Origin of the sequence: Micrococcus sp. HMSC31B01 (genome assembly GCF_001816085.1) — a bacterium.
GTDB lineage: Bacteria > Actinomycetota > Actinomycetes > Actinomycetales > Micrococcaceae > Micrococcus > Micrococcus luteus.
Genome location: NZ_KV825155.1, coordinates 1 through 3,854, shown reverse-complemented (window position 1 = coordinate 3,854; position 3,854 = coordinate 1). Strand labels below are relative to the sequence as shown.

Here is a 3,854-nt window from a genome sequence, read left to right as displayed (position 1 = left end):
GGCCTCGCCGTCGCTCACGCGGGCCACGGCCCCGATCGGCGCGGCGCAGCCGGCCTCGAGGCGGCGCAGCAGGGCCCGCTCGGCGGTGACCGCCACGTGGGTGTCCCGATCGTCGACCAGCTCGAGGGCGGCGTGCAGCCTCCCGACCGGCGCCTCGGGGTCCAGGAGCGCCCGACCGAGGAAGGACTCGTCCTCGGCCCGGATCTCCACGGCCAGGGCGCCCTGCCCGGGGGCGGGCACCATGACCTCCGGGTCGATCCGCTCGGTGATCACGTGGTCCAGGCCGAGCCGGTTGAGCCCGGCACAGGCCAGGATCACGGCGTCGAGGTCACCGCGGGGCGAACCCGCGGCGGCCGGGGCGTGATCGTCGTGCTGCTCCAGCCCGGGCACGCGGGCCAGGCGGGTCTGCACGTTGCCGCGGATGTCCACCAGCTCCAGATCCGGGCGCAGCGCCTTGAGCTGGGCCACGCGGCGCGGCGAGCCCGTGCCCACCCGGGCGCCCTCGGGCAGGGTCGCCAGGGTGAGGCCGTCGCGGGCGCACAGGGCGTCCCGCAGGTCGGCCCGGGCCGGCACCGCGGCGATCTCGAGGGTCTCCGGCTGGGCGGCCGGCAGGTCCTTGAGCGAGTGCACCGCCGCGTCCACGACGCCGTCGAGCACGGCGGCCCGCAGCGCCGAGGCGAACACGCCGGTGCCGCCCAGCGAGGCCAGCGAGCCGGTGGTGACGTCGCCCTCGGTGCGGATCACCACCAGCTCGTGGGCCAGGCCGGAGCGCTCCGTGAGCGTCTCGGCCACGTGGCTGGTCTGCGTGGTCGCCAGGGCGGAGCCCCGGGTGCCAATGCGCAGGGGGGTCACGGTCTCAGGCCTCCTCGGCGGGGGCCGCGGCGCCCGCCTCGTGCTCGGCCAGCCCGCGCACGGCGGCGTCGACAGCGGACGTCGTCGGCCGCGTCGAGCCGTCCCGCATCACCTTGACACAGCAGTCCGGCCGGCACACGTCGTACCACGCCGGGAAGCAGCCGACCGCGGCGCGACCCTCGCGCCGGCCCAGCCGCTCCTCCACGATGTCCACGAGCCCGGCCACGAACCGCGGGTCGGTGCCCGGGGTGGGGCTGCGCCGGAACCCCACGCCCAGCCCCTCGGCGGTCTCCTTGGCCTCGGTGTCGAGGTCCCAGACCACCTCCATGTGGTCCGAGACGAACCCCAGCGGCACGACGACGAAGCCCGCCACGGCGCGCCCCTGCGCGTCCGTCTCGGCGCCCTCGCCCGCGAGGTGCTCCATCGCGTCGTTGATGTCCGGCTCGAGCCACGGCACCGAGGGCGGGCCGGAGCGCGACTGGTACACGAGCGACCACGGCACGTCCGCGGCCTCGGGCACGCCGGCGAGGATCTCGCGGGCCACATCGAGGTGCTGCGCCGAGTACACGTCCGCACCCTCATCGCCCGGCTCCGCCCCCGCCTGCGCGCGCAGGTCGGCGGCGAGGCCGCGCGGGCCGGCGGCGGCGGCGTCGGAGGTGGGGATCGAGTGGGTCGCGAAGAGCACGTGGATCCGCGCGTCGTCCCCCAGCTCCGCGCGCAGCGAGGCCAGGTCCGCGCGCAGGCCGTCCCGGAACGGCTCGATGAAGCCGGGGTGGTTGAAGTACTGGCGCGTCTTGTCCAGGTCCACCTTCCCGGTCAGGCCGGTCTGCTCCATGGCCATGCCCATGTCCTCGCGGTACTGGCGGCACGAGGAGTAGCAGGAGTACGCGGAGGTGGTGACCGTCAGGATGCGGCGGTGCCCGTCGGCGTGCATCCGCGCGAGGGTGTCCGGGAAGTAGGGCTCCCAGTTGCGGTTGCCCCAGTACACGGGCAGGTCCAGGCCGCGGGCGGCCAGCTCGGCCTCGATGGCCGCCTTCAGCGCGCGGTTCTGCGCGTTGATGGGGCTGACGCCGCCGTTGGCGCGGTAGTGGGTGGCGACCTCCTCGAGGCGCTCGTCCGGGATGCCGCGCCCGCGCGTGACGTTGCGCAGGAACGGGATCACGTCGTCCTGGCCCTCGGGCCCGCCGAAGGAGGCGAGCAGCAGGGCGTCGTAGTCCTTGGGGGCCATCACGCCGCACACGTCGTAGTCGACGCCGGCGGCGGCCTTCTCGGGCGTCCGGAGGGCCGGGGCGACGCCGGCGTCCGGGCCGGTGTGGACGGGCGCGTCGGCGCGGGGCTCGGGGGCGGTAGTCATCAGGCCAGCACCTCCGCGATCTCGGCGGTCTCCAGACGGCGTCCGGTGTAGAACGGCACCTCGCTGCGCACGTGCAGGCGGGTCTCGTTGTTGCGCAGGTGGCGCATCATGTCCACCAGGTCCGTCAGCTCGTCCGCCTCGAGGCCCAGCAGCCACTCCCAGTCGTTCAGGCCGAACGCGCTGGTGGTATTCGCCCACACCTGCGGGAAGTCCTGGCCGAGCTGGCCGTGCTCGCGGAGCATGCGGGCCCGCTCCTTCGGGTCCAGCAGGTACCAGTCGTACGAGCGCACGAACGGGTAGAAGCACAGCCACTTCAGGGCCTTGCGGCCCATGGCGAAGGCGGGGACGTGGTCCTTGTTGAACTCGGCCATGCGATCTGCGCCCATGGCCGAGAGCACCATCGTGGTGCCCTCGAGCAGACGGGTGCGGCGCAGCTCGCGGATGGCGGCCTGCAGGTCCTCGGGCACCTGGCCGTACATCCACACCATGACGTCGCCGGCCTCGCGCATGCCCGAGACGTCGTAGACGCCGCGCACGGTCACGCCGGTCTGGGCCACCCGCGCGACGGCCTCGTCGAACTCCTTGGCGGCCTTCTTCGCGTCGCGGCCCTCCAGTCCCAGCCAGCCTGGCTCGCCCTGCGGGCGGGCGAACACGGTGTAGGTGGTGAACCAGTCCTTGCCGGCCTCGGCAGGGGTGGTGGTGCTGTCCTTGGTCATGGTCCTCTTCCTTGGGATCCGATTGCGTCAGGGGTGGTCTGGGGGCGAGGTCAGCCGGCGGGCGGTGCGTCGGCGCCGAGGGTGCGGTCCACGCCGGCGACGACGGCGGCCAGCCCGGTGCCGTGCACCCAGCTGCCCACGAGGTCGAGGCCGGGCACGTCCCGTGCCCAGTCGATCAGCGTGTCCGCCTTCGCGCGGTCGGGGCCGGCCTGCGGCGGGATGGAGCGGCGCCAGCGGGTGACGGTGCGGGCGACGACGTCCTCCTCCGCCAGCGGCACCCCGGTGAGAGTCGCCGTGTCCACGAGCGCCTGCGCGAGCAGCTCCTCGTCCGCGCTGCGATGGCCCAGGGCCTCGGGCCCGCCGCCCTGGCGGCCGTAGGACAGGCGCAGCACGTGGCGGTGGGGATGGCGGGCGACACCGTCCTCCTGCGGACGCGCGACGACCTCGCGCAGCCACGCCCACTTGGCGGTGACGTGGGTCAGGGCCTTGGCGGCCACGTCCGTCCCGGCGCCGACCAGCACTCCGGTGCCGCGTGGCGCGTCGTCCAGGCCCGCGGCCTCGACGACGAGCGTGGCCAGCGCGATGCCCTCGCCGAGGGCGGGGCCGGCGTCGGGGTCCAGGGCCTCGGCCGAGAGCGGGGCCAGCAGGTCCCAGGCGGTGACGCCGTCCACGGCCAGCACGACGCGGTCCACGTCGAGCCCGCGGACGACCTCGTCGTCCCGGTCCGAGATCTGGGCCCACCAGCCGCCGGTGGCGGGCACGCGGGACAGGGCGGCCACCCGGACACCGCGCAGGACGGTGGCCCCGTCCTCGCGCAGCGCCTCGACGAGCCGGCCGGTGAGGCGGACCATGCCGCCGTCCAGACCGGCCACGAGCGAGCCGGGGGTCCCGGTGGACCGCAGCGCGGCGACGCCCGCGGCCAGCCCTCCGTG

General features: G+C 75.2%; 4 protein-coding genes. All 4 read right to left on the bottom strand.

The genetic code is table 11. The features are described from left to right. Window positions 1–852: hydroxymethylbilane synthase (hemC, locus tag HMPREF3105_RS07050; protein WP_070709050.1), on the bottom strand; the 852-nt coding region annotated here is incomplete at its 3' end. Window positions 853–856: 4 nt separating this feature from the next. After that, window positions 857–2,206, bottom strand: coding sequence for a ferrochelatase (locus HMPREF3105_RS07045; RefSeq protein WP_036314320.1), 1,350 nt, complete (start codon window positions 2,204–2,206; stop codon window positions 857–859). Next, a complete protein-coding gene (gene hemQ / locus HMPREF3105_RS07040) occupies window positions 2,206–2,922 on the bottom strand; it encodes a hydrogen peroxide-dependent heme synthase (protein WP_036314319.1) in 717 nt (238 codons plus the stop codon). The genes HMPREF3105_RS07045 and hemQ overlap by 1 nt, the downstream gene beginning before the upstream one ends. Before the next feature lie 50 nt (window positions 2,923–2,972). Next, a partial coding sequence (locus tag HMPREF3105_RS07035) for a protoporphyrinogen/coproporphyrinogen oxidase (RefSeq protein WP_371441104.1) occupies window positions 2,973–3,854 on the bottom strand: 882 nt, incomplete at its 5' end.

Excerpts from the sequence above, each read along its gene's own strand:
- HMPREF3105_RS07045 (WP_036314320.1), bottom strand. The coding sequence starts at position 2,206 with ATGACTACCGCCCCCGAGCCCCGCGCCGACGCGCCCGTCCACACCGGC.
- hemQ (WP_036314319.1), bottom strand. The coding sequence starts at position 2,922 with ATGACCAAGGACAGCACCACCACCCCTGCCGAGGCCGGCAAGGACTGG.